This window comes from Asanoa iriomotensis (genome assembly GCF_016862515.1).
Lineage (GTDB): Bacteria > Actinomycetota > Actinomycetes > Mycobacteriales > Micromonosporaceae > Asanoa > Asanoa iriomotensis.
The window spans coordinates 1-23,827 of the sequence record NZ_BONC01000091.1 but is presented as its reverse complement, the minus strand read 5'-3'; the positions used below and the strand labels follow the sequence as shown (position 1 = coordinate 23,827).

At 70.8% G+C, this 23,827-nt stretch carries 17 protein-coding genes and 1 tRNA gene; 5 read left to right on the top strand and 13 right to left on the bottom strand.

The window, feature by feature from the left end; genetic code table 11:
• Positions 1-214 precede the first annotated feature (214 nt).
• The 7 genes from Air01nite_RS36615 to Air01nite_RS36585 form a co-directional block, all read right to left on the bottom strand.
• A complete protein-coding gene (locus Air01nite_RS36615) occupies positions 215-928 on the bottom strand; it encodes an ABC transporter ATP-binding protein (RefSeq protein WP_203707987.1) in 714 nt (237 codons plus the stop codon).
• Positions 918-1,748 carry an ABC transporter ATP-binding protein gene (locus tag Air01nite_RS36610; protein WP_203707990.1) on the bottom strand — a complete coding sequence of 277 codons (831 nt, stop codon included), beginning with the start codon at positions 1,746-1,748 and terminating at the stop codon, positions 918-920. The genes Air01nite_RS36615 and Air01nite_RS36610 overlap by 11 nt, the downstream gene beginning before the upstream one ends.
• 85 nt (positions 1,749-1,833) lie before the next feature.
• Positions 1,834-3,027, bottom strand: coding sequence for a branched-chain amino acid ABC transporter permease (locus Air01nite_RS36605; RefSeq protein ID WP_203707986.1), 1,194 nt, complete (start codon positions 3,025-3,027; stop codon positions 1,834-1,836).
• Positions 3,024-3,968 (bottom strand): branched-chain amino acid ABC transporter permease, encoded by a 945-nt coding sequence (locus Air01nite_RS36600; protein WP_203707985.1) that lies wholly within the window; start codon positions 3,966-3,968, stop codon positions 3,024-3,026. The genes Air01nite_RS36605 and Air01nite_RS36600 overlap by 4 nt, the downstream gene beginning before the upstream one ends.
• 157 nt (positions 3,969-4,125) lie before the next feature.
• Positions 4,126-5,292, bottom strand: coding sequence for a branched-chain amino acid ABC transporter substrate-binding protein (locus Air01nite_RS36595; protein WP_203707984.1), 1,167 nt, complete (start codon positions 5,290-5,292; stop codon positions 4,126-4,128).
• Positions 5,293-5,498: 206 nt separating this feature from the next.
• The gene (locus Air01nite_RS36590; protein ID WP_203707983.1) at positions 5,499-6,695 is read right to left on the bottom strand and encodes a hypothetical protein; all 1,197 of its coding nucleotides are present in this window, start codon (positions 6,693-6,695) and stop codon (positions 5,499-5,501) included.
• Positions 6,696-6,706: 11 nt separating this feature from the next.
• Positions 6,707-7,327: an ANTAR domain-containing response regulator gene (locus Air01nite_RS36585; protein WP_203707982.1), complete on the bottom strand. Its 621-nt coding sequence runs from the start codon at positions 7,325-7,327 to the stop codon at positions 6,707-6,709.
• A gap of 108 nt (positions 7,328-7,435) precedes the next feature.
• Here Air01nite_RS36585 and Air01nite_RS36580 point away from each other — a divergent pair.
• From Air01nite_RS36580 to Air01nite_RS36570, 3 genes are all read left to right on the top strand, one after another.
• A tRNA-Leu gene (locus Air01nite_RS36580) sits at positions 7,436-7,511 on the top strand.
• Positions 7,512-7,595: 84 nt separating this feature from the next.
• Positions 7,596-10,559, top strand: coding sequence for a glycine--tRNA ligase (locus tag Air01nite_RS36575; RefSeq protein ID WP_203707981.1), 2,964 nt, complete (start codon positions 7,596-7,598; stop codon positions 10,557-10,559).
• 36 nt (positions 10,560-10,595) lie between these two features.
• Positions 10,596-10,988 carry a nuclear transport factor 2 family protein gene (locus tag Air01nite_RS36570; RefSeq protein WP_239091224.1) on the top strand — a complete coding sequence of 131 codons (393 nt, stop codon included), beginning with the start codon at positions 10,596-10,598 and terminating at the stop codon, positions 10,986-10,988.
• Between the two features lie 8 nt (positions 10,989-10,996).
• Here the strand turns inward: Air01nite_RS36570 and Air01nite_RS36565 are convergent, their stop codons facing one another.
• Positions 10,997-13,000, bottom strand: a complete 2,004-nt coding sequence (locus Air01nite_RS36565; RefSeq protein WP_203707980.1) for a putative bifunctional diguanylate cyclase/phosphodiesterase — start codon at positions 12,998-13,000, stop codon at positions 10,997-10,999.
• Positions 13,001-13,107: 107 nt separating this feature from the next.
• On the opposite strand from Air01nite_RS36565, the gene Air01nite_RS36560 reads away from it, so the two are divergent.
• Positions 13,108-14,043: an NAD(+)/NADH kinase gene (locus Air01nite_RS36560; RefSeq protein WP_203707979.1), complete on the top strand. Its 936-nt coding sequence runs from the start codon at positions 13,108-13,110 to the stop codon at positions 14,041-14,043.
• Between the two features lie 19 nt (positions 14,044-14,062).
• Here Air01nite_RS36560 and Air01nite_RS36555 read toward each other — a convergent pair whose 3' ends face one another.
• From Air01nite_RS36555 to Air01nite_RS36535, 5 genes are read right to left on the bottom strand one after another with little or no spacing between them, the layout of a single operon-like run.
• Positions 14,063-16,840 carry a discoidin domain-containing protein gene (locus Air01nite_RS36555; RefSeq protein WP_203707978.1) on the bottom strand — a complete coding sequence of 926 codons (2,778 nt, stop codon included), beginning with the start codon at positions 16,838-16,840 and terminating at the stop codon, positions 14,063-14,065.
• A gap of 47 nt (positions 16,841-16,887) precedes the next feature.
• Positions 16,888-19,515, bottom strand: coding sequence for a laminin G domain-containing protein (locus Air01nite_RS36550; RefSeq protein WP_203707977.1), 2,628 nt, complete (start codon positions 19,513-19,515; stop codon positions 16,888-16,890).
• Positions 19,512-20,432, bottom strand: coding sequence for a carbohydrate ABC transporter permease (locus Air01nite_RS36545; RefSeq protein WP_203707976.1), 921 nt, complete (start codon positions 20,430-20,432; stop codon positions 19,512-19,514). The genes Air01nite_RS36550 and Air01nite_RS36545 overlap by 4 nt, the downstream gene beginning before the upstream one ends.
• A complete protein-coding gene (locus Air01nite_RS36540; protein ID WP_239091223.1) occupies positions 20,429-21,307 on the bottom strand; it encodes a carbohydrate ABC transporter permease in 879 nt (292 codons plus the stop codon). The genes Air01nite_RS36545 and Air01nite_RS36540 overlap by 4 nt, the downstream gene beginning before the upstream one ends.
• Positions 21,304-22,581 (bottom strand): ABC transporter substrate-binding protein, encoded by a 1,278-nt coding sequence (locus tag Air01nite_RS36535; RefSeq protein WP_203707974.1) that lies wholly within the window; start codon positions 22,579-22,581, stop codon positions 21,304-21,306. The genes Air01nite_RS36540 and Air01nite_RS36535 overlap by 4 nt, the downstream gene beginning before the upstream one ends.
• A 146-nt stretch (positions 22,582-22,727) precedes the next feature.
• Here Air01nite_RS36535 and Air01nite_RS36530 point away from each other — a divergent pair, with 146 nt between their 5' ends.
• Positions 22,728-23,753, top strand: a complete 1,026-nt coding sequence (locus tag Air01nite_RS36530; protein ID WP_239091222.1) for a LacI family DNA-binding transcriptional regulator — start codon at positions 22,728-22,730, stop codon at positions 23,751-23,753.
• Positions 23,754-23,827 lie beyond the last annotated feature (74 nt).

Below are 23,827 nucleotides of genomic sequence, written 5' to 3'. Positions count from 1 at the left end.
AACGCGCCACGGCACGGACAAAACGAAAGCCCGCCGAACGCGCCGTGGCACGGACCAAGCGGTAGCCGCTGAACACAGCGGGCGCGGAAGGGGTTGCGAATCGCGCGACAGGCGACGAGGGCGCTGGACCCGGCGCGTCGTTGGTGTGGGCGCGGGACGGCGAACGGCCCGGGCTGCGAGGAGCAGTCCGGGCCGTTCGGTGCGGCGGGGCGGGTCAGGCGACGCCGAGGTAGGCGTCCTTGACCGCCGGGTCGTGCAGGAGGTCGCGGCCCGTGCCCTCTTTGACGATCTTGCCCGTCTCGAGGACGTACGCGCGGTGGGCGCGGGACAAAGCCTGCTGGGCGTTCTGCTCCACCAGCAGGATGGTCGTGCCGTCCCGCTGGTTGATCTCCGTGATGATCTCGAAGATCTGCTGGATCAGCATCGGGGCCAGGCCCATCGACGGCTCGTCGAGGAGCAGCAGCTTGGGGCGGCTCATCAGCGCGCGCGCCACCGCCAGCATCTGTTGCTCGCCGCCCGACAGGGTGCCGCCCGGCTGCTTGAAGCGTTCGCGCAACCGTGGGAACAGCTCCAGGACATGCTCCATGTCCTTGGCGATGTTGGCGGAGTCCCGGCGGGTGTAGGCGCCCATCTCCAGGTTGTCCTTCACCGACATGCCCGGGAACACGCCCCGGCCCTCCGGTGACTGGCAGATCCCCTGGATGACCCGCAGGTCGGCACGCATGCGGGTGATGTCGACGCCGTTGAAGCGGATCCGCCCGGAGGCGATCGCCCGCAGGCCGGAGATCGCCCGCATCGTGGTCGTCTTGCCCGCGCCGTTCGCGCCGATCAGGGCGACGATCTCGCCCTCCTCGACCGTGACGGAGATGCCGTGCAGCGCCTGGATCCGCCCGTACAGCAGGGTGATGTTGTCGACATCAAGCAGCATCTGCGGGCACCCCCAGGTAAGCCGCGATCACCTTCGGGTCCTCGCGGACCTCGGCCGGCGAACCCTCGGCGATCTTCTTGCCGAACTCGAGCACCACGAGCCGGTCGGTGACGCCCATGACCAGCCGCATGTCGTGCTCGATGAGCAGCACGGTCACGCCGGTGTCGCGGATGTCGCGGATCAGCTGCAGCAGCGAGTCCTTCTCGGCCGGGTTGAAGCCGGCCGCCGGCTCGTCGAGGCAGAGCATCTTCGGCTGGGTCGCCAACGCCCGGGCGATCTCCAGGCGGCGCTGTTCGCCGTAGGAGAGGTTGCGGGCGGCCTCCTCGTGCCGGCTGATGCCGACGAAGTCGAGCAGCTCGCGGGACCGTTCCCGGCCGCTGCGCTCCTCCTGCCAGTAGCGCGGCAGGCGCAGCAGCGCGCTGGGAACGCTCGTCTTGTGGTGCGCGTCCGCGCCCACCATGACGTTTTCCAGCGCTGTCATCTCGGGGAACAGCCGGATGTTCTGGAACGTCCGGGCGATGCCCAACTTGGTGATCTTGTAGCGGGCGCGGCCGCTGAGCTTCTGGCCCTGGAACCGGATCTCGCCCGAGGTCGGGGTGTAGACGCCGGTCATGGCGTTGAAGCAGGTGGTCTTGCCGGCCCCGTTGGGACCGATCAGACCGAGGATCTCGCCCTCGTACAAGTTGAAGTTGACCTTGTCGAGGGCGACGACGCCGCCGAAGCGGAGCGTCACGTTGTCGACCTCGAGCAGGGCCTTGCGCCCGGCCGCGGCCGGGGTGGGTTCCGCGACGGACGAGTCCGACGGCGGCTCGGCCGGCACACCGACCGTGGTCCGGGCGTCGGGCGCCGCGTCGCGCTCGCTGGTGACGTCCCGCTCGGGAGCGTCCTGGGGCTCGGGAGGCGTCTCAGGCACCGACCATCGCCTCCTTCTCGCGGTCCTTGAGCTCGGCGGCACGCCGCCGGTTGGGCAACAACCCCTGTGGTCGGAAGATCATGACCACGATCAGGATGATGCCGAAGAACAGATAACGCAGGTTGGTCGCGCTGATGTCGTACAGTTCGCCGGCGATCCGGACCTGCTCGGGCAGACCGAACACGTCGCCGACCGAGCGCAGCCACTCCGGCACGTAGATGACCAGGAAGCCACCCAGGATCGCGCCGTAGATGTTGCCGGCGCCGCCGAGCAGCACCGCGGCCAGCACCAGGATCGACTGCTCCAGCTTGAACGTCGACGCGTTGACGAAGCCGATCTGCCCCGCCCACAGCGCGCCGGAGAACCCGCCGATGCCGGCACCCATCGCGAACGCCCAGATCTTGAACTTGTACGTCGGCACGCCCATGAGCTCGGCCGCGTCCTCGTCCTCCCGGATGGCGATCCAGGCCCGGCCGACCCGGCTGCGCACGAGGTTCCGGATCAGGAAGACCATGCCGATGATCACGGTCAGGATCAGCCAGTAGTACGGCTTGGCGTCGAACTGGAAGATCGGCGACCCGTCGCTGTTGGTGCCCGGCGGGCGGCCGATGTTGGGGATGCCCCGGTCGCCGTTGAAGATCCAGTCGTTCTGCTGCGCGACGATCCGGATCATCTCGGCGAAGCCGAGCGTCACGATCGCGAGATAGTCGCCGCGCAATCTGAGCACGGGGAAGCCCAGAATCACACCGGCCAACAACGACAGCGCGATCGCCAGCGGCAGCGCGACCAGCCACGGCCACGGGCTCTCGAGCCAGTTGTACTCGGTGAAGACCTTGCTTCGCGGCGACGTGAGCGTCGCGACCGTGTAGGCGCCCACGGCGAAGAAGCCGAAGAAGCCGAGGTCGAGCAGGCCCGCGTAGCCGACGACGATGTTGAGGCCGAGCGCCAGCAGAATGTAGTAGCCGCACTGGAACAGCACCGTCGCCATGTCGTTGCGCGTGGTGTAGAGCGGGATGTATTCACCCAGCGGCAGGCCGAGGTACTCGTAGAAGCCCTTGTTGGGCAGGGCGTACAGGAACACCACGAAGACCACGATGACGCCGATGCGGCTGGCCTTCGGCATGCGGTCCCAACGCTGGCTCACGCCATGGCGGAAATCGCGCCAGCGGGTGCGAAGGTCGGTCATGCGCGTGCCCTCCCGAGCGACTCGCCCAACAGGCCGGTCGGGCGGAACATCAGAAGCAGGATCAGCACGAGGAAGCCGATGAAGTCACGGAAGTTCGTGCCGAACACCGCCGAGCCGTAGTTTTCCACCAGGCCGAGGAGGATGCCGCCGAGGGCGGCGCCACGCAGGTTGCCGATGCCGCCGAGCACCGCGGCCGCGAAGGCCTTGAGGCCGATGAGGAAGCCGACGTTGAAGCGGGTGCTGGCCGCCTTCATGTCGGACATCACGGCGGCCACGCCGGCCATCAGACCACCGATCAGGAAGACCAGCAGGATCACGCGGTTCTTGTTGACACCCATCAGCGCGGCGGTGTTGGCGTCCTGCGCCACCGCCCGGATGCCCCGGCCGAACCGGGTGCGCTGCACGAACCAGTCCAAGGAGACCATCGCGATCACCGCGACCGCCAGCGTGGAGATCTGCAGCGGGGTGAGCGACCAGCCGCCGAGGGTGACGACCGGCTCGGTCGGCAGCATCGCCGGCACACCGAACTGGCGGCGGTTGGTGAACGCGCCCATGCCCTCGGAGAGCACGAAGGACGCGCCGATGGCGGTGATCAGGAACGCGAGAGGTGGTGCGTTGCGGGCCCGCAACGGCCGGTAGGCCGTGATCTCGACGAGCATCGCGAAGAAGCCACAGAGGAGCGCGGCCACGACGATCGCCAACACGATCAGGCCGAGGGCCTCACCAAGGGACGGCCGGGCCGAGCTGGCGTCCAGGCCGAACGCCGACCAGGTCCAGATGGCACCGAAGGTGCCGATCATGAAGACGTCCGAGTGCGCGAAGTTGATCAGGCGCAGGACGCCGTAAACGAGCGTGTATCCGAGCGCGATCAGTGCGTAGATCGCGCCCTGGGTCAACCCGGTGACCGTGAGGACCGGGAAACCGTTGATTAGTTCATTCATCTGCTACAGGTTCTCCCGGGAGATCCCTCAGTCAAGGCCGGTGCGGCCGGGCTCCGTTGCGCCCGGCCGCACCGCCATGGGGTTTGACGCGACCGTCGTGCCTGATGATGGAGAAGCCGGCCCGAGAGAGGTGCTGTCGGGCCGGCTCAGCCTTGGATCAGGCCTTCGGGATCTCCTTGTCCGGCGCCCAGGCGCCGTCCTTGGCGACGTAGGCCCAGACGCGGACCTGGCTCGGGTCGAGCTCGCCCTTGTCGGTCCACTTGTAGGTGACGCCACTGGCGGCACCGGGCTTGTTGTAGCTGGTCAGGAACGCCTGGATGTCGGCACGGGTCGACTTGCCCTCGCCGATCGCCTCGAGGAAGATCTTGGTGAGGTCGTAGGCGACGTCCGCGTAAACGCCCGGAGCGGCGTTGTACTCGGCCTGGAAGTCCTGAACGAAGGTGCCCTTGGCGGCGGTCGCCGGGGCGCAGGGGCAGGTCGCGACCGCACCCTCGACGTCGGCCTTACCGGTCACCGACAGCATGTTGGCGTCGTAGATGCCGTCACCACCGACGAAGGCACCCTTGTAGCCAGCGGCCCGCAGCTGCTTGAGGAACGGGCTCGCCTCCTCGGTGTAACCACCGTAGAAGAGGGCCGACGCGCCGGAAGCGGTCACCTTGGTGACGATGGCGCTGAAGTCCTGCTGGTTGTCGGTCGCCTTGTCGCTGGCGGAGACCAGCGGGCCGAGCGCCTTCTTGACCTCGTCCGCGAGACCCGCGCCGTACGCCGACTGGTCGTCGACGACGAAGACCTTGGCCGGGTTGAGGCCCTTGATGTAGGAGGCCGCCGCCGGACCCTGCGAGAAGTCGTTGCCGACGCCGCGGTGGAAGATCTGCCAGCCCTGCTCGGACAGGCTCGGCCGGGTGGCCGACTGGGTGATGACCGGGAGGCCGGCCTGCTGGAAGGTCGGGGCCGCGGTCTCCGTCTCGCCGGAGAACGCGGGGCCGACGATGCCGACGACCTTGGCGTCGTTGACAGCGCTGGTGGCCAGACCGCCGGCAAGCTCTGGCTTGCCCTGCGAGTCATAGGCCTGGATCGAGACCTTGCAGTCGGCGTGCTCGGCGTTGTACTGCTTGACGGCCATGTCGGCGGCCTGCTTGCCGGGCGTCACGAGACCAGCGTCAGCGCCCGAAAGCGCGCCGAAGAAGCCGATCTTGAGGTCGCACACCTTGCTCGCGTCGGAACTGCCGGAACCGCCCTCGTCCTGCTTACATGCAGCCGCGCCGCCCATGACGAGCGCCGCGAGAGCGACACCGCCAATAGCGCGTACGAAAATCTGCCTCAAGGCTTAAGCCCCTTCTCCATCCATCAGCCCGCCGTCGCGGGCCGGGAGGTTGCAACGACGAACCGGACCGTTCACCCGGTCTGGGCCGGGACGTTATCCCACTACAGCGACCAACGTAAGGCCTCACTAGGCGCGTTGACGCAACCGTTACTTAGGGTGTCGGAATTGGCTCGTTCGGTGTCACAGTCGACGGTCGTACGCCGAGGTCACGCCCTTGGGAATTGGCTTGCCCAAATGCCGCTGGTGGCGCCGTCGTCGGTCAGCAAGAGGAGGGTGTCTCCGTCTCCGCCGACGGAAACGGCGGTGGAACCCCCGGGTCCGACCTGGACAGGGGCGGTCACGCTGTTCCAGTCCTTACCGGCAAGGCTGCCGGTCCACAGCCGATGGCCGTCGGCGCCGACGGTCGCGACGACCATCCGCCCGGCCGACGCGAGCACCGCGACGCCGTCGACGCCCGCGACCATGCCGACGCCCGTGTCACCGAACTTGGTCGCGCCGGACCAGCCCGCCGCGCCGGTCGCGTCGCCGCGCCAGGCCGCGAACGCCGTGCCGGCAACGCCCAGAGCGACCAACCCGTCGGGCGTACGCGCGATCCGTTGCGCTTGTTCGTCGTCCGGCGTTCCAGGAAGTGGGACGCGGGTCCAAGCCGCGGCATCCGCAGAGGTCCATACGTAAGGATCGCGGTCGATCCGGCCCTTCGGGCGCGCGCCACCCGTGACCACCCATCCGGAGGGCACCGCGACGGTGTCGACCGCGGTCGTCGTCAGCTCGGGCGAGTTGGCCAGCGGGGCCAGGTCCTCGTGAATGGTGAACGCGGTGGCGTCCGGCGACGTCCACACGGTCGCACCGCCCGCCCGGTTGCCCGCGATCAGCCAGCCGCCCGGCCCGCCGCCCGCGATGTGGTTGACGCTGACCTGGCGCCCGCCGCCGTACAGCTCGAAGTCCCTGGACGGCACCGCGACCAGGGTGCCGTCGGTGCGGGAGTAAAAGGTGCGCACCCGTGGGTTGCCGTGCGCGCCGCCGCTCTTCGCGCCGATCGCGGCGACCAGGCCGTCGCGGCAGCCGAGCGAGTAGATGACGCTCCGGATCGCGTAGTAGTCGTTGACCGTGTCGACCGGGGCCGCCGTCCAGCCGGTCGCGGCCGCCGGGTCGGACGTGCGCCAGAGGGCGGGCCGGGTGTCACCCGCCGGCGTGCTGACGCCGCCGCCGACGTACCAGGACTGCCCGCAGCGGATCGCGTCCCGGACCAGCACCCGGCCGGTGGGACCCGGCGGCACCGGCAGGGTGAGCTGGTTCCACTGTGGACGCACCGGCTCGGGCGGCGGCGGTGGCGCAGCCGACTCGCAGCCGGCAAGGAGGAGGAGCAGCGCCGCGAGCGCGGCGAACCGAGCCGGCGCGCGCATCCCGCGGCCGCCTAGCTCGCGTCGGAGGGGGTCGGCGCGCCGCCGGCGCCCTCGGCGACGATCCGGTCGGCGACCTCGCGCATCGTCATCCGGTGGTCCATCGCGGTGCGCTGGATCCACTTGAACGCCTGCGGCTCGGTCATCCCGTAGGTGGTCATCAGGGCGCCCTTGGCCCGTTCGACGCTCTTGCGGGTCTCCAGCCGGTCGGCCAGCCCGGCCACCTCCGACTCGAGGGAGCTGATCTCGGCGTACCGCGACAGCGCGATCTCGATCGCCGGCACCAGGTCGCTCTTCTGGAACGGCTTGACCAGATAGGCCATCGCGCCCGCGGCCCGCGCCCGCTCGACCAGGTCGCGCTGGCTGAACGCGGTGAGGATGACGACCGGGGCGATCCGCCCGGCGGCGATCCGCTCGGCGGCGGCGAGCCCATCCATGATCGGCATCTTGATGTCGAGGATGACGAGGTCGGGCTTGAGCTCCTCGGCCAACCGCACCGCGGTCTCGCCGTCGGCGGCCTCGCCGACCACGTCGTAACCCTCTTCGGTCAGCATCTCCGAGAGGTCCAGCCGGATCAGCGCCTCGTCCTCGGCGATCAGCACGCGCCGACGTTCGGCAGTCTGCGACTCGCCCACGAAGCCTCTCCCCAGGTATGCGTCCGCGACCGGCCTGTCCGGTGTCGCGCCCCTTAGCGTAGTAGGTAGGCTGAGTGCGCTTCATCGTCGTGGTGTCCAACATCCGCGGTCCCCGTAGCCCAATGGCAGAGGCACGGAGCTCAAACCTCCGACAGTGTCGGTTCGAATCCGACCGGGGGCACCACCGGCCCCACGAGCCCCGTCAGGGCTCGCGCGACAACCACCTGCGTAGACTCGACGGGGACAAATCCCCATCAAGGAGTCATCGATGCTGACCATGCAGGATGCCCTGTCGCGGCTCACCGCCTATTGGGTCGACCAGGGTTGCCTCACGGTCCAGCCGACGAACACCGAGGTCGGCGCCGGCACGCTCAACCCCGCGACGTTCCTGCGGGTGCTCGGGCCGGAGCCGTGGCGGGTCGTCTACGTCGAGCCCTCGGTGCGGCCCGACGACTCGCGTTACGGCGAGAACCCCAACCGGATCCAGACGCACACCCAGATGCAGGTGATCCTCAAGCCGGACCCGGGCAACGCGCAGGAGCTCTACCTGGGCAGCCTGGCCGCGCTCGGCATCGACGTGGCCGCGCACGACGTGCGGTTCGTCGAGGACAACTGGGCCTCGCCGGCGCTCGGCGCCTGGGGCCTGGGCTGGGAGGTCTGGCTCGACGGCCTGGAGATCACCCAGTTCACCTATTTCCAGCAGGCCGGTGGGGTCAACCTCGACCCGCCGTCGGTGGAGATCACCTACGGCATGGAGCGGATCATCATGGCGCTCCAGGGTGTGCGGCACTTCAAGGACATCGAGTACGCGCCCGGCGTCAGCTACGGCGAGATCTTCGGCCAGGCCGAGTACGAGATGTCCCGCTACTACCTCGACGACGCCGACGTGCCGACCAACCGGCAGCTCCTCGACCAGTACGCCGCCGAGGCGCAGCGGATGGTCGACGCCGGGCTGCCGGTCCCCGCGCACTCGTACGTGCTGAAGAGCTCGCACGCGTTCAACGTGCTCGACTCCCGCGGCGCCGTGTCCACCTCCGACCGGGCGGCCGAGTTCGGCCGGATGCGCCGGCTCGCCGGCGAGGTCGCCAAGCTCTGGATCGCCCGCCGCGAGGAGCTCGGCCACCCGCTGGGCGTCACTCCCGCCACCCCCGCCGCCGAGGTGCCCGCCGCGGTCGAGGGCTCGCCCGGCCTCCGGCAGCTCGCCTTCGAGATCGGCACCGAGGAGATGCCGCCCGCCGAGGCGCGGGCGGCCCGCGAGCAGGTGCGCCGCGAGCTGACCGAGCGCCTGGCCGGCACCCGGCTGGCGCACGGCGAGATCACGGTGCTGGCCACGCCGCGCCGGATCGTCGCGGTCGTCGACGCGGTCGCCGACCGCGAGCAGGACCACGTCCGCACGGTGCGCGGTCCGAAGGTCTCCGCGGCGTACGACGCCGCCGGCGAGCCGACCCAGGCCGTGCGCGGCTTCGCCCGCTCGCAGGGCGTCGAGCTGGCCGACCTCGGGCAGCAGGACGTCAACGGCGTGGCCCACGTGACGGTCGTGAAGCACGAAGCGGGCCGGCCGGCCGCCGAAGTGCTCGCCGACGTGCTGGCCAAGGTGGTCGGCACGCTGCGCTCCGCGAAGAACATGCGCTGGAACGACCCCGCCCTGTCGTTCACCCGCCCGATCCGCTGGCTGCTCGCCCTGCGCGGCGACGAGGTCGTGCCGTTCGCGGTCTCGTCGCTGGCGTCCGGGCGGGAGACCCGGGTGCACCGGACCGCGCAGGCGCCGGTGGTGACCGTCAACAGCGCCGAGATCCACCTCGACACCCTGCGGGCGCACGGGATCGTCGCCGACCCCGACGAGCGCCGCACCGAGATCGTGGCCGCGGCGCAGCGGCTGGCCGCCACCGTCGGCGGCCAGATCGACGTCGAGGGCGAGCGCGCGCTGATCGACCAGATCACCTACCTCGTCGAGCAGCCGGCGCCGCTGCTCGGCCGGTTCGACGAGAGCTACCTGCGCCTGCCCGAGGCCGTGCTGGCGACCGTGATGCGCAAGCACCAGCGCTACCTGCCGGTGCGGGGCGCCGACGGCGGCCTGCTGCCGTGCTTCGTCGCGGTGGCCAACGGGCACATCGACGAGGACCTGGTCCGCGCCGGCAACGAGGCGGTGCTGCGGGCCCGCTACGAGGACGCGGCCTTCTTCTACCGCGCCGACCGGGACACCCCGCTCGACGCGATGCGCGACCGCCTGGAGCGGTTGACGTTCACCGACAAGCTCGGCTCGATGGCCGACCGCGCGGCCCGGATCAGCACCCTCGCCCGCACGGTGGCGGCCGACATGGCCCTCGGCGGCCACGACCGCGACACCCTGGGCCGGGCGGCCGAGCTGGTCAAGTTCGACCTGGCCGCCCAGCTCGTCACCGAGATGACCAGCCTGGCCGGCGTGATGGCGCGCGACTACGCCGCGCACGCGGGCGAGCCGGCCGCGGTCGCGGAGGCGGTCTTCGAGAGCGAGCTGCCGCGCAACACGGGCGACGCCGTGCCGGCGCACGTGCCGGGCGCGGTGCTGTCGCTGGCCGACCGGCTCGACCTGGTCGCCGGCATGGCGGCCACCGTCGGCCTGCCGACCGGCAGCAGCGACCCGTTCGCGGTGCGCCGGGCCGTGCTCGGCCTGCTCGCGGTGCACCGCACGGGCCTCGTACCCGTGAGCCTAACCGAGTCCCTGTCCGCCGCCGCCGCGCAGCAGCCGGTCGAGGTGACGGCCCAGGTGCTGGCCGACACGGGCGAGTTCCTGACCCGCCGGCTGGAGCAGGTGCTGGTCGAGGAGGGCCACCCGGTGGACCGGGTCCGCGCGGTGCTGCCGCACGCCGACCGCCCGGCGTTGGTCGACCAACTGCTGCACCAGCTCGACGAGCTGGTCAAGGACGAGCGCTTCCGGGCGCTGGTGGAGGCGATCCAGCGGGCACGCCGGATCGTCCCGGCCGGCACCCCGGCGGAATATGACGCGGCCGCGCTGGTCGAGCCGGCCGAGCGCCGCCTCGACGAGGTGGTCCGCACGGTCGAGGTGCCGGGCCCGGACCTGTTCGCGTTCCTGTCGGCCGCCGCGAAGATCACGGAGCCGGTCAACACCTTCTTCGACGAGGTGTACGTGATGGCCGAGGAGCCGGACCTGCGCCGCGCCCGCCTGGGCCTGCTGGCCACGGTCCGCGACCTCGGCGCCGGCATCCTGGACTGGGACCACCTGCGCATGTGACCCAGCGACGACGAAACCCTGGCACCATCTCCCGACGTGACCAACCCACAGGAGATCTTCCAGCGGTACGTCTATGCCGGAGCGATGAGTCGCGATCCCGATGCGGTGGCCGCGCTGTTCACCGAGGACGGTGTCTACGAGGCGCCGCTGGCGGGTGACGGTGACGTGTTTCCGCGGCGGCTGGCCGGGCGGGACGTGATCCGGGCCGGGATGGCGGCCGCGTACGCGCGGATGCCCGCGGCCGGCGACGACCCGGTCGACCCGAGCCGCACGTCGTTCGCGCTGCACACCACCGGCGATCCCGACGTGTTCGTGGCCGAGATCGACACCACGCTCACCTCCGGCACCCGGATGTCACTCGTGCAGATCTTCCGCGTCCGCGACGGGCTGATCCACCACCTCCGCGACTACTTCGCGCCGCTGCGCTGAGGCGTCGGTCAGGCGGCGCGGCCGTCGTCGTCGTGTTCCGCGAGCCAGGCCGGTAGCTGGTCGCCCGGCATCGCGCGGGCCGTGTGCCAGCCCTGTGCCAGGTCGCAGCGGGCCTTGGCGAGCAGCTTGTGGGTGATGTCGTCCTCGACGCCCTCCGCCACCGTGCGGATGTGCAGCGACCGGGCCAACTCGATGGTCGAGCGGACGATGGCGGCGTCGTCGCGGTTGTGTGCCATGCCCGCGATGAACGACTTGTCGATCTTGATTTCGCTGATCGGCAGGCGGCGGAGGTGTTGCAGCGACGAGTAGCCGGTGCCGAAGTCGTCCAGGCAGATCGTGACACCCAGGTCGGCGATCCGGCGCAGCGGCGCCTGGGCCCGGCGGACGTCCGCCAGGATCGCGCTCTCGGTCAGCTCGATCTGGAGCTGACCCGGCGGGATGTCGTGGTGCGCGATCCGCTCGGCCAGGTGGTCGATCAGCTCCTCGCTGTAGAGGTCGCGCGTGCTGACGTTGAGCGACGCGCGCAGCGAGACGCCGGCCGCGTTCCAGGCGGCGACCTGCGCCGTCACCCGGTCGATCATCCGGCGGGTCAGCATGACCATCACCGGGGTGTGCTCGGCCAGGCTGACGATGTCCTCCGGGTTGACCGGACCCATCTGCGGGTGGTTCCACCGCAGCAGGGCCTCGACCGCCTCGATGCGGCCGGTGCTCAGCGACACCTGCGGCTGGTAGTGCGCCCGCAGCCGGTCGACGTCGTCGACCTCGAGGGCGCGCCGGAAGTCCGCGAGCAGGCGCAGCTGGGCCGGGCTCGCCCGGTCGGACCGCACGTCGTACGTGGCGATCGTGTCGCCGCGCTGCTTCGCCTCGTACATGGCGACGTCGGCGTGCCGGAGCAGCGCGTTGAACCCCTCGCCCTCGTCGGTCGCGACACCCACCGAGGCGGTGACGTCGACCCGCAGGCCCTCCAGGTAGACCGGCTGGTTGAGGCCGCGGGCCACCTCCTGCGCCAGGGCCTGCGGATCGTCGGCGCGGGCGAGGATCGCGAACTCGTCACCGCCGAGCCGCGCCGTCACGCCGACTCGGGGGTCGACCCGGGGCAGGCGGCCGGCGACCGCCACCAGGAGCTGGTCGCCGATGTCGTGGCCGAGTGCGTCGTTGACCTGCTTGAACCGGTCGAGGTCGAGGATGATCAGGCTCGGCCGGGCGGGCTCCGCGGCGCCCAGTCGGGTGGGTGGGCCGACCACGAGGCGGTCGTACACCGCCCGCAGGCCCGTGCGGTTCGCCAGGCCCGTCAGCGGGTCCTGCCGGGCGATGTTCTCGCGCTGGCTGGACAGCTGGGCCAGCCGCTGCACCGCGATCAGCGGGATGATCGCCAGCGGCAGGAAGGCGACGTTGATCCGGGCGGCCAGCGCCAGCACGGGGCTGAGCACCAGCAGGGCGGAGTTGAACAGCACCTGGTCGCGCACCACGACCAGGGCGCGCCGCCAGGGCAGGCCCTCGCCGAGCCGGGTGCCCAGGAACAGCACACCGTAGACGGCCAGCCAGGCCAGCCCGGCCGCGACGACCGACAGCGCGTCGGTGGCGAGGCTGGACCCGGTGTTGTCCCGGAACGGGTCGGGCTCGCCCAGCCAGAGGATGGCCGAGGCGGCGCCGAGCGCCAGGGTGTAGCGGGCCGCGGCCACCGCCGCCTCGAACAGCGTGCGCCGCAGCCGCCACGCGATCACGCCGCAGGCGACGGCCTGCGTCGCGGCGGCCGGCCACAGGCCCCAGGTCAGCAGGATCGCGAACGAGAAGCAGACCGTCGGCGCGATGGTCACGCGTATCCGCTCGGGCCCGATCTCGGCGGCGAACGCCTGCGTCCCCGCCAGCACCGCGAGCACCACCATCACCCAGAACGCGGCGCTGCCGGCGTTGGCCGCCGCGTCACCGAGGTGCGTGAGCAGGACCGCGAGCGCCGCCGCCAACGTGATCACGTTGAAGGCGATGAATGACCCGCGCTGTCGAGCCCACACCTCCCTCACCGTAGTCGCGTACACCCCGCGCAATGTCCCTGCTGGGTGTTTTATACGGTTTGCGACATCGATGCTTGAGTGATCCCGGCTCCGCGTACAGTGAATAGATGATCTCCGTCGGTCTGGTGCTCCACCCGACGAAGGCCGTCGACCGGTCGTTGACCATGATCGTCGACTCGGCACGCACCGACTCCGTCCGCGTCGTCGCGCGCGAGGCCGACCGCCCGCGGCTGCCCGACGGCGTCGACGTCCTGACCGAGGCGGAGTTCCGCCGGCAGGTCGACGGCGTCGTGGCGCTCGGTGGCGACGGCACCATGCTCGGCGCGATGCGGCTGATGGTCGAGCGGCCCGTGCCGATCCTCGGCGTCAACTACGGCAACCTCGGCTTCCTGGTGGAGGTCACCCCCGCCGGCCTGCCCGGCGCCCTGCACCGGCTCGCCGAGGGCGACTACACGATCGAGGCGCACGCCGGCATGGAGGTGACCGTCGGCGACGAGCGGCGGTGCGCGTTCAACGACGTGGTCCTCGGCCGGACCGGGCCCGGCCGCACCACGAACGTCGACCTGACCGTCAACGACGTGCACTACGGCTACTACCGCGCCGACGCGGTCATCGTCGCCACGCCGACCGGGTCGACCGCCTACAACTACTCCGCGGGCGGGCCGGTGCTCTCGCCCTCGTCGAACGCGATGGTGGTGACCCCGGTCGCGCCGATGTCCGGGATCAGCCGGCCGGTGGTGCTCGGCGGCGACGACCGCGTCGCGTTCCGGGCCGAGGACGCGCTCACGGTCGAGGCCGACGGCACCGGGCCGCTGCACCTCCCCGCGAGCGCCAGCCTCTCCGTCCACCTGCTGGCCGCGGCGGCGCAGGTCGTGCGGCTGTCCGTCAGCGACTACGCGAACCGCAGCCGGGTGCGGCTCAGCCTGCTCGACCTGCCGCTGCGCCCGGACCAGTTGATCGAGCTGATCCCGCTCGAACTGCGCCGCAACGTGGCCGCGGCGATCGAGGACCGCCGGCCCGGCGACGAGCCGGGCCGGCGGTGATTCCCCTACCCAGGGGGCCTCAGGGCGAGGTGACCGTGTAGGTCGCTCCCGCCTGTGTCGCGAACGAGATGACGTCGCCGCTGACGGTCGGCGTGACCGTCCCGCCGCCGACCCGGGTGACCACGACCGCGCGGCCGGGCCACGGGTTGCGCAGGCGGAGCTGGCGGCCCGCCTCGCTGGTCACGTCGACATAGGACACCCGGCCGCCGGACAGCGCGCTGGAGACCAGGAACGCGTCCTTCTCGCGCAGCTTGACGAAACTGGCGTTCTTAGTCGTTGGCCAGACCGGGAACACCCGGACCACGCCGTCGTCGCTCTGCAGCAGCAGGTTGTTGATCGCCTCGGTCGCACCGGACTTCTCCAGGCCGTGCCACTCGTCCCGGATCCGCAGGTTCGCGTCGGTCTTCGCGGTGATCTGGGCCTTGAGCTTGTCGATCAGGCTCTGCGCGGGATACCCGACCCGGGCCGCCTGCGTGAACACCTTCGGGAAGCTGTTGTCCTGGCCCCACGAGTTCATCGCGTCCAGCGTGTCGATCGCCCGCTGGCGGTCCGCCGCCGGCGAGTTCAGGCCGAGCCCCTCGCCGGGGTGGATGAACTCCAGGTTGACCGTGTTGTCGCCAGGGCGGATCGCCCGGCCGTCGGAGATCGTGCCCGGGTCACCCAGGGCATAGACCGACTTCCCGTTGTACGTCGTCGTGGCGATCGGCGGCAGCCCGTTGAGCATCTGCTGCCACAAGGGCCGCGAGCCCGCGTCGACACCAAGCTCGGTGCTGGCGGCGAGCAGCGACGTCAGCAGATAGCGGAGCATGCCGACGTCCAGGCTCGGGTTGCGCGCCCACGTCCCCTCGTGCGGCCCGCCCCACGTCGTGTAGCGGCCGGTCGCCGCGTCGTACTCCATCCACCGGCTGAAGAACGTCGCGACCTCTTTCATGAACGGGTACGCCTTGTTCTGCAGGTAGGTCCGGTCCCGGGTGTAGTCCCAGTAGGCGATGAACTCCACGACGTTGAAGAGGGAGTTGCCGACCTGCTGCCAGTAGTTGGCGTCGGGGGTCGCGCCGAACGGGCTGATGCCGACCGGGAACAGCACGCCGCCCGGTATGCCGCCGGTGCCGAACCTCGGTGTCACGTAGTCGCTCTTGACCCGCTGGAGGTCCTGTGTGGACAACCGGCGGGCCTCGGGCAGGTAGGAGATGATCGCGTCGATCATCGGCATGGCCAGATCGGCCCGGTTCGACGAGTACGCACCGTAGAAGTTCGCGACGAAGTTGTAGTTGAGGTGGTAGTCGCCGTTGAAGTACGGGTCGTCCTTGGTGATCCAGAGCCCGTAGAGCCCGGGCGCCGTCTTCCCGTTGCGCGACGCCGAACCAAGGAAGTACTGGGCCGCGTAGTAGAACCGCTCCAGCACGTCGTCATCGAGGTCCACGTAGGACCGCAGCCAGAACTGCTTCCACCAGTCGACGTGCCCGTTGTAGAGCCCGTCCAGCGCCGTGCCGGTCTGCGCCTCGGCCAGCGTCCGCGCGCCCGGCGCCGGGTCGGCGTTGTTGGCCCCTCCGCCGGCGACCGCGGTCACCAGCCGCAGCGTCTGCCCCGGCGCGAGGTCGAACTGGAACCGCGCCGTGTTGCCCGCCGACGTCGGCGCCGCCACGGGGTTCGCGCCGACGAGCCGGCTGGCCAGCGCGGCCCGGGACACCCAGCGCGACCCGCCCGGCGTGCTGCGGGCGGCCCAGGTCGTGTTGCCGGAGACGCCCGAGGTCTGCGTGAACCCGCTCATCGGGGCGGTCGCGCCCGACCAGGTGCGGGCCTCCAGCCGGACCGCCGCCGTGCCGGTCGAGCGGATCTGGGTGACCAGCAGGTTGTCGTTGGCGGCGACCCAGGTCTTGAGCACGACCGACTGTCCGCCGATCGTCATCGTGGTGTCCACGTCGCCCTGGAGGATGTTCTGCTCCTCCAGGAACGTCCCGCCCGGCCCGCCGGGTCCGCCGCCCGCGCCGTACAGCTCGAACTGGCCGATCCGGGCCCGCGGGTTCTGCTGCGAGTCGGCGGTCGTGCCCTGGGTCGGCTCGGTCGTGGTCAACCGGACCCACCGGGCGGTACGCGAGCCCAGCGTCCGGTCGGTGACCGCGGCCGTGTTGTTGGTGACGGTGTCCCAGGTGGACCAGTTCTGGTTGTCGGTCGAGGTGAACACCTGGAAGTTCTTCGTGTTGTTGGCGGTCTCGGCCGGCCGGGCGGCGCTGTCGTGCCGGGCGATGTAGCGGGTGAACGTCTTCGCGGTGCCCAGGTCGAGGGTGAGCGTCTGCGGCTTGCCGATCTCGGACACCCAGCCCTCGTAGCCCGGTCCCCACTGGCCGCTGACCGCACGGGGCGGCGGGAACGACGGGTGCGAGCTGCTCGCGGTGGCCGTGGCGCCGAGCGCGAGGTTGGTCGAGCCACTGCCGCCGCCGGCCGCGGCCAGCGTCACGCCGCCGACCGGCGCGACCGCCGGGCCGGGGTTGCCGCGCCAGAAGTTCCCCTTGGAGACGAGGAACGTCTTGACGCCGGTGCTGCCGGACGAGGTGACGCCGATGTCGCCGTTGCCGAGCAGGGCCGTGCTCGGCATGCCGTTGACGATGGAGTTCACGTAGGACTGATCGGTCCAGCGGCCCTTGACGTTGGCGAGCAGCGATTGGATCGCCGCCCACTGCTGGTCGGGTGTGGGTGTCGCGGCCTGGGCCGGCGAGGGCGCGAAGAAGCCCACGCTGGCGACGACCGAGGCGACGACAGCTCCGGCGAGGACGCGACGGGACGGTCGGGTTCTCACGGTTGTCCTTCCTGATGCGGCGATGGTCCCCGCCGCCGGACAAGCGCTCAGCAGGCTCCCACAGGTTCGGGGGCCCGTCGCAGGTTCAGGTTCTCCAGCGTGCCGAGGTCCGGGGCGGTGACCGTGTCGGGATGGGGGATGGTGGAACGCAGTGCGGTGAACCCGGGCTCCACGCCGAAGAGGCCGGCGATGACCGCCTCGGCGATGGCCGCCCCCGCGATGCAGTCCCGGTTGGCCACGCCACGGCCGGCGACGCGCGCCCGGTCCGTGCCGTCCGCCAGGAGCTCCATCGCCTGTCCCCACAGGCCGCCGGAGGCAGCCTGTGGAGTCCTGCCGAGCAGGCCGACCGCGAGGTCGGCCCGGCCGAGCTTGGCCAGGCCGTACGCGGTGACGCCGGGCCAGGCGCCGAACGCCCCGCCGGCACCGTGGTCGGGCCGGTCGGAGAACGGCGCGATCGGGTCGTCGGCCGACAGCGCCCGCATCCACGGGCCGGCCAGCAGATGGTCGACGACGAACGTCACCATCTCGGCGCGCTGCTCGGCGGTCAGGTCGTCGGCCATCGACGCCGCGACCAGACCGAAGTCGAGGACGTGCCCGATCGTCTCGCGGCCGTCCGGGTGGGCGATCTGCCAGCGGCCGCCGCCCGCGTAGAGGTCCAGCACGGCCGTCGCGAGCGCGGCCGCGTCGTCGTCCGCGCGTGCCGCGTCGGCGTCGCGGCCGAGGAAGCGGAGCAGGTCCGCGTACGACCGCAGCATGTGGACGTAGGCCGCGTTGAACGAGGCCATCCCGTCGACATAGTTCGGCACGCACTCCAGGACCCGCCAGGCGTCGGGGCCGAAGTCGGCGAGCACGCCCGTGCCGCGCCGGCCGGCGACCCCGTAGGCGAGGCGCTCGAGGTGGTCGAGCACCGTGCGCCCGCCGGCCGGCTCGGACAGGAACGCGACGTCGCCCGTGACGCCGACGTAGTGCTCGACGAGGCGGAACAGCGAGTACTCGTTGGACACGTAGTAGTTGCCGAGCGGCCCGCCGCCGCGCACGTCGTAACCGAAGGACTCGTGATAGGGCCCGGCGAGGCCGGCCAGCAGCCAGGCGCGCAGGCCGGCCGGGTCGAGCATCGCGTACATCCGGCTCCACTCGGTGTGGTCCCAGAAGAAGGTGGTCGTGGCGCCCAGGCGCGGCCCGCCGGTGAGGAAGACCGGGCCGGTGCTTCCGACGTTCGTGTTGCGCATGTAGAGCACGAGCAGGGCGCCCATGTAGTAGGCCCGGGCCAGGTCCGCGTCGTCCGTGCGCAGCGTCGGCAGGTGGCCGCTGAAGTCCGGGTTGCCAGGGGTGAACGCGTGCGCCCAGAGCCGCCGCCAGGCGTCGGCCGTCTCCGCGAGCTCCGCGTCGAGGCGCGCGGCGGTCGCGGTCGCCGCTGCGGTGGCCTCCGCGGCGTCCGTGCCGAACGCGAGCACGAAACCGACGACGGCCGACTCACCCGGCCCGAGGGTGCGCCGCCACGTCGCGCGGGCGCCGGCACCGTGCGGCGCCAGCTCGTCCGGGGGTACGGCGAACGCGTACGCGGCGCGCGCGCCGCTGCGGGTGTCGCTGACCGCGACGACGCCGTCGTCCACGGTGGACCGCCAGCGGACCGGGCGGGTCCAGTGGCCGGTGCGGGCGACCTCGGTGCCGTTCATCAGCAGGCGGGCCTGGTGCGCGTCGACGGTGACCCGGAGCCGGTGCCAGCGGCCTGGTTCCAGCGGCCGGTCGGCGGTCTCCCGCTCGCCGCCGATGCCCAGCCAGAGCCGGCCGTCGGCGACGCCGAGCTGGAGCGAGTCGGGGTGGTTGCCGTGGGTCAGCAGCACGCCGTCGTGGCCGGGCTCGTCGGTGCGGAACTCCAGCTCCAGCTCGGTGCCGGGGACCAGCTCGAAGGCGTCCAGCGCCACCTCGCTGCGGGTGTCCAGAAGGAACGGTCCGTTATTAACGCTATGCGTTAACAACGGACCGTTCCTTTCGATGCTGCGCACCTCGCCGCGGACCGAGCTGGTGTGCGGGTAGACCCAGTCGGCGCTGACGTGCCGGGGCAGCTCGTACTCCAGCAGCATCGGCGCGCTGTCCTCGTCGCGCTGGATGCCCGGCGGGCGCGGCCGGCCCAGGCGCAGCCGGCGCGGGCCGGGGCCCAGCAGGTAGGGCGCGCCCTGCGCACCCGGCCGCGTGGTGTCCCGGATCCGCTCCAGCGCGTGGTAGTCGTGCTCGCCCGAGGCGTTCCACGGCACCGTGTGCAGCCAGCCCCAGCCGGTCTCGTCGTGGCCGACGGGCGCGAACAGGTCCTGGGTCAGCTCCACCGAGGCCGGCTCGGTGCGGGTGTTGGTCACCTCGACCCGCCACAGCAGCCGGTCGGCGTCGTAGGCCAGGCTCGTGTCCGTGGCGACCGCGACGTGCGCGTCCCGGTAGGTGCGCCGGGTGCCCCACGGCTTCCAGCGGTAGTGCTGCACGCCCGGCGCCACGCCGTCGACCCGCAGCACGCCGGTGTGGTAGCCGCCCGCGAACGGCGGCGCGGCCAGCCACGAGACGCTGGTCAGGTCGTGGTTGACGTGCGCCTGGCCGCGCTGGTTGCGTAGCGACGGCAGGTGGCCCAGGTCGCCGGCGGCGACCCACTCCCCCGCGACGTCGTCGAGCGCGGGCACCCCGGTCACTTGGTGGCACCCGAGGTCAGGCCGGCGACGAACTGCTTCTGCACCGTGAGGTAGCCGGCCACCGGCAGGACGCCGGCCAGGAACATGATGCCGAAGAGCTGGCCGTAGTCCACTGAGTACTGTCCGATCGTCAGGTAGAGGCCGGTGGTGATGGTCTGGCCCTGCAGCGGGCCCAGGATGAACAGCGGGTTCAGGAAGTCGTTCCAGATCCACAGGGTCAGGAAGATGACCACGGTGGCGGTGGCCGGCCGGACCAGCGGCATCACGATCTGCCACCAGATCCGCAGGCCCGTGGCGCCGTCGAGGCGGGCCGCCTGGATGATCTCGTCGGGCACCGAGCGCATGAAGCCGACGTAGACGAAGACCGCGAACGACAGGTAGCCGCCGCCGAGGTTGGCCAGGATCAGGCCCGGGTACGTGTGGTCGAGGCCGATCCAGGTGAGGATCTTGATGGTCGGCAGCAGCGTGACCTGTGGCGGGATCATCAGCCCGGCGGAGAGCGCGACCAGGATCGCGGCCTTGACCCGCCCGCTCCTGCGCGAGATGTAGAAGCTGAACGCCGAGCCGAGCGGCACGATCAGCGCCACCGAGACCACCGCGACGATCAGCGAGTTGCGCAGGCCGAGCGGGATCAGGTTGTCGGGGCGGGTCAGCGCCTGGGTCAGGTTCTCCAGGGTGGGCGGCCACGGCGGGGCGATCGGGTTGTCGAGGATCTTCTCCTGCGACTTGAACGCGTTGACCAGCATCAGGTAGATCGGCGCGACGAAGACCAGCGTGACGGCGGCCGCGACCAGGACCCGCAGCCGGCCGCCGAGGCGGCGGCGCCGGGGTGGCGTGGGCGTCTCGAGCGAGGGTGGCAGGGCGGTCCTCCCGCCGGCGGCCGGGCGGTCGCGCGTATCCCTGGGAATGGTTGTCATAGGGAGATCTCCCGGCGGCGCAGCGCGCTGGTGACCGTGAGGGCGACCACCGCGGAGAGCGCGAGCAGGAGCATCGCGACGGCGCTGGCGTAGCCGACCCGGTCGCTGGTGAACGCCAGCTTGACGATGTAGAGGGCGGTCGACTGGGTCGAGTTGGCCGGGCCGCCGCCGGTGAGGACCGTGATGATGTCGTAGAGCTTCAGCACGGTGATCAGGCTGATCGTGACGCTGATTGTCGTGCCGGGCGCGAGCATCGGCCAGGTGATCTTGCGGAACCGCTGCGTGCCGCGGACGCCGTCGAGGGACGCCATGTCGTGCAGCTCCAGCGGGATGCTCTGCAGGGCGGCGAGGTAGACGACCGTGGTGAAGCCGCTCATCACCCAGGTGACGACGAGGCCGATGGAGAAGAGCGCCGCATTGGGGCTGCCCAACCAGGGGTACGGCTCGTCGAGGATGCCTGTTTTGATGAGCGCGGTGTTGAGCAGGCCGTTCTGGGTCAGGATCGTCTCCCAGACGAAGGCCACGATCACACCGGAGAGCACCTGCGGCAGGAACGCGACGGTACGCATCACGCGGTAGCTCAGGCTGGTGCGGTTGAGCAGGATCGCGAAGCCGACCCCGAGCGCGTTGGCGGCGATGGTCACGCCGAACGCGAGGATCAGCGTGAACGTCAGGCTCGCCTTGAGCTGGTCGTCGCCGGCCATCTCGGTGTAGTTGCTCAGGCCGACGAAGTCGTTGCTCGCCTTCAGCGGGTTCTCGTTGGTGAAGCTGCTGCGCAGGCTGAGCAGCAGCGGCAGCACGAGGAACACCAGGTAGAGCACGAGCGCGAGGGCGGCGAGCAGGGCCAGGCCCCGCTCGCCGGACTTCTTCCTCACTGCGCGGCGGTCTTCCATGCGTCGTCGAGCTTCTTCATTTCACCGGCCACGTCGTCCTTGGTGAACAGGGCCTGCGCGGCCGCGTAGAACGCGTCGTTGAGGCCCGGCGGCAGCGCGTCGTCGTTGGTCGCCCAACTGATCGCGCTGACCTTGTTGTTGTCCTGGCCCACGTAGGCGTAGGAGTCCTTGAACACCTGGGTGACCGTGACGCCGTAGTCGTCGAGCGACTTGCCCTTGAGCATCGGGAAGGCGCCGTCGGTCTCGATGAGCGTCTTGAGGTTCTTGGGGTTCAGGGACCAGGCCTGGCCGAACTTCTCGGCGAGCGCGGTGTCCTTGGCCTTGGCGGAGATGGCCATCGAGCCGCCGCCGACGAACGGGACGACGACGTCGCCGCTGTCCGTCGGCCACGGGAACGAGCCGAAGTTGTCGGCGGTGTCCTTGGGCACGGAGCCCAGGAACCAGCTGCCCATCGGGTACATGGCGGACTTGCCGCTGGTGAACCTGGTGATCGAGTCGGCGTACTTGACGCCGAGGGCGCCCTTGTCGAAGTAGCCGCCTTCGACGAGGGTCCGGTACTTCTCGACCGCGGTGACCACGTCGGCGTCGGCGAACTTCACCTTGTCGGCGTAGCGGTCCTGCAGCCAGTTCTTGTTCTTGCCGAGGATGTCGGCGCTGACGATGCCGACCAGCGGCATGCTCGCGGCGAACGGGTCGGCGCCCCCGAGCTCGATCGGGTTGATGTTCTTGGCCTTGAGCTTGGCGCAGGCGTCCAGGAACTCCGCCCAATTCTTGGGCGCCGCGCTGATGCCGGCGTCGGCGAACAGCTTCTTGTTGTAGTAGACCTGCGGGACGATCTGCGAGTTGGTCGGCGGGATGTAGACCTCGCCCTTGAGCGAGTTGGCCGACGGCAGCAGGAAGTTGGCGTCGATCCAGGTCTTGTCGTACGGCTTGAGCAGGCCCGCACCGACGAAGTTGGACGGTGTGATCGACTGCAGCAGGTCGGGGAACTGGCCTGACTGCTGTAGCTGCTTGGCGTAGCCGTCGCGGTCGGTGCTCGGCGCGACGATCTTATTGATCTTGACGCCGGGAACCTGCGCGCTGGCGGCGACGATCGAGTCGTCCCAGAACTTCGCGTCGAGACTCGGGGTCTCGAAGACAAGGTAGGTCAGGGCGGTCTCGCCGCTTTCGTTCCCTGCGCCGTCGCCGCTGCCACAGGCGGCGGTGAAGGCGAGGAGACCGGCGACGCATGCCGCGAGCAGCGGCTTCCGTATCAAGGGGTCCTCCTGGGGGACGGCATTCGGACTAGTCAAGTTGATCAGCGTGGGATAACGTTATCCGGAAGCATAGGAAGTTTCACTCGCGTGTCAAGAGTGTTGTCGGGATGCTCGGACGACGGGCGTCCGAAGAGGAGGATCAGGCGATGACCGATCGGCTGGGCGGTGGCGCGCGGCGGAAGCGCCCGACCATGCGGGACGTGGCCCGCGAGGCCGGAGTCGCGCTGCGCACCGTGTCCCGGGTCGTCAACGACGACCCGACGGTCGGCGCGCACCTGGTCAGCCGGGTCCGGGCGGCGATCACGGCGCTGGACTACGCGCCCGACGAGCGGGCGCAGCAACTCCGCCGCGGCACGAGCGGCACGATCGGCGCGGCGGTCCGGAACCTGGCCGACGCGCACCCGGTGCTGTCGGCGGTCGACAACGCCTCGCGCGCCCGCGGCCTGGCCGTGCTGGCCATGTCGACCGAGGACGACGAGGCCCGCGAGCGGGAGGCGGTCATGTCGATGTGCCGCCGGCGGGTCGACGGGATCGTGATCGAGCCGATCGGGATGTTCCACGACTACCTGTCCGCCGAGGTCGCGGCCGGTATGCCGCTGGTCGCGGTCGACCGGCCGTGCGGCGGCGTGGAGGCCGACGCGGTGCTGTCGGACAACGCGGCCGGGATCGGGATGGCCTATCGGCAGCTCTCGGTGCACGGGCACCGGCGGATCGCGTACATCGGCGACGACGAGCGGATCTTCACCGGGCGCGAGCGGGCCGCGGCGTTCCGGGCCTGCGTGGCGGCCAGCGGTGGGCCGCTGTCGGGGATGGTGCACCCGGGGACGGTGACGGCGTCGCGGGTCGCCGCCGCTCTGGCGTCCGTGCTGTCGGGTCCGACGCCGGCGACGGCGCTGATCACCGGAAACGTGGCGACGACGATCGAGGCGCTGCGCTATCTGGGTGCGGACGCCGGTCGGCTGGCGCTGGTCGGGTTCGACGACTTTCCCCTCGCCGACATCCTGCGGCCGGCGCTGACGGTGGTGGCGCAGAACAGCGCGGAGATCGGCCGGACGGCGATCGACCTGCTGGTGGCGCGGGCGGCGGACCCGGCGCGCCCGGTGCAGACGGTGACGGTCCCGGTCGAGCTGATCGCCCGTGGTTCGGGCGAACTGCCCCCGCCTTCTGCTTGATAACGTTATCCGGCGCGCTTCTCGCGCCCGAATGCGCAGGGGGTGTCGCGTGGATCAGGGTGGTGCCCCGGCGA